The organism is Solibaculum intestinale, assembly GCF_040096205.1.
In the GTDB taxonomy this organism is placed as follows: Bacteria; Bacillota; Clostridia; order Oscillospirales; family Acutalibacteraceae; genus Solibaculum_A; species Solibaculum_A intestinale.
Genome location: NZ_JBBMFD010000058.1, coordinates 1 through 1,651, shown reverse-complemented (window position 1 = coordinate 1,651; position 1,651 = coordinate 1). Strand labels below are relative to the sequence as shown.

General features: G+C 51.2%; 1 rRNA gene. It reads right to left on the bottom strand.

The window, feature by feature from the left end:
- Window positions 1-1,507, bottom strand: a 23S ribosomal RNA gene (locus tag WMO26_RS13485); the annotation flags it as partial.
- Window positions 1,508-1,651: the final 144 nt, after the last annotated feature.

Sequence of the window (1,651 nt, the reverse complement as noted above, 5' to 3'; positions counted from 1 at the left end):
AATTCGTCTCCCTTACGCCCGGGTCTACCAACGCCCGGGTCATGCCCTTTCAAAGTGTCCCTTTGCTTAAATCTTTTGACGGCTACGGAATTTCCACCGTATGTGCATCGGCTACGCCTTTCGGCCTCACCTTAGCTCCCGGCTTACCTGGAGCGGACGAACCTTCCTCCAGAAACCTTAGGCTTTCGGCCAATATGATTCTCACATATTTCGCGCTACTCATTCCGGCATTCTCTCTTCCATACAGTCCACGGCCGCTTCCGCTACCGCTTCACCCCGTATGGAACGCTCTCCTACCATGCATCAAATGCATCCCAAGCTTCGGTACAGATTTTAGCCCCGTTAAATTTTCGGCGCAGGGTCACTCGACCAGTGAGCTATTACGCACTCTTTAAATGAGTGGCTGCTTCTAAGCCAACATCCTGGTTGTCTGTGCAACCCCACATCCTTTTCCACTTAAACCTGTTTGGGGACCTTAGCTGTGGGTCTGGGCTGTTTCCCTTTCGACTATGAAACTTATCTCACATAGTCTGACTCCCATACATTATTATCCGGCATTCTGAGTTTGATAGGGTTCGGTAACCTCTCGGCCCCTAGTCCATTCAGTGCTTTACCTCCGGTAATATTCATATGAGGCTAGCCCTAAAGCTATTTCGGAGAGAACCAGCTATCTCCGGGTTCGATTGGAATTTCTCCGCTATCCACAGCTCATCCGCTACCATTTCAACGGGAGTCGGTTCGGTCCTCCATGGAGTTTTACCTCCACTTCAACCTGGCCATGGATAGGTCACCCGGTTTCGGGTCGAATGCAACAAACTTGACGCCCTATTAAGACTCGGTCTCCCTGCGGCTCCAGTCCTTAAGACCTTAACCTCGCTTGCTACACTCACTCGCCGGACCATTCTACAAAAGGTACCCGATCACCCTTTGACGGGCTCTCGGTGCTTGTAAGCACAGGGTTTCAGGTTCTATTTCACTCCCCTCCCGGGGTGCTTTTCACCTTTCCTTCACAGTACTATTCGCTATCGGTCACCAGGTAGTATTTAGGCTTGGAGGGTGGTCCCCCCATCTTCCCACCGGGTTTCACGTGTCCGGTGGTACTCTGGATCCAGCTAGCGCCTCTCGCTTTTCGCTTACGGGACTCTCACCCTCTGCGGTTGGCCTTCCCATGCCATTCTGCTAAACTTAAGGCTACATGTCGCTGTCCTAACCCCAAGAGTATTGCTACTCTTGGTTTGGCCTCTTCCGCGTTCGCTCGCCACTACTTGCGGAATCTCGGTTGATTTCTCTTCCTCGCCCTACTTAGATGTTTCAGTTCAGGCGGTTCCCTCCGTATACCTATGTATTCAGTATACGGTGACTGGACTTGACTCCAGCCGGGTTGCCCCATTCGGACATCCACGGATCAATGCCTGCTTACGGCTCCCCGTGGCTTTTCGCAGTTAGCTGCGTCCTTCTTCGGCTCCTGGTGCCAAGGCATCCTCCCTGCGCTCTTCTTAGCTTGACCTTGTGATGAATCCTTGGTTCTTCTTTCGTCTCAAAGCAAAATTGCAGTTTTAATCATTAAAACAACTTTTCTGTCTTCTCGCTTTACTTGCCTTTGTTCAGTTTTCAAGGTGCGAAAGGCTGAGCCTTTCGGTTCAGTCTTTGT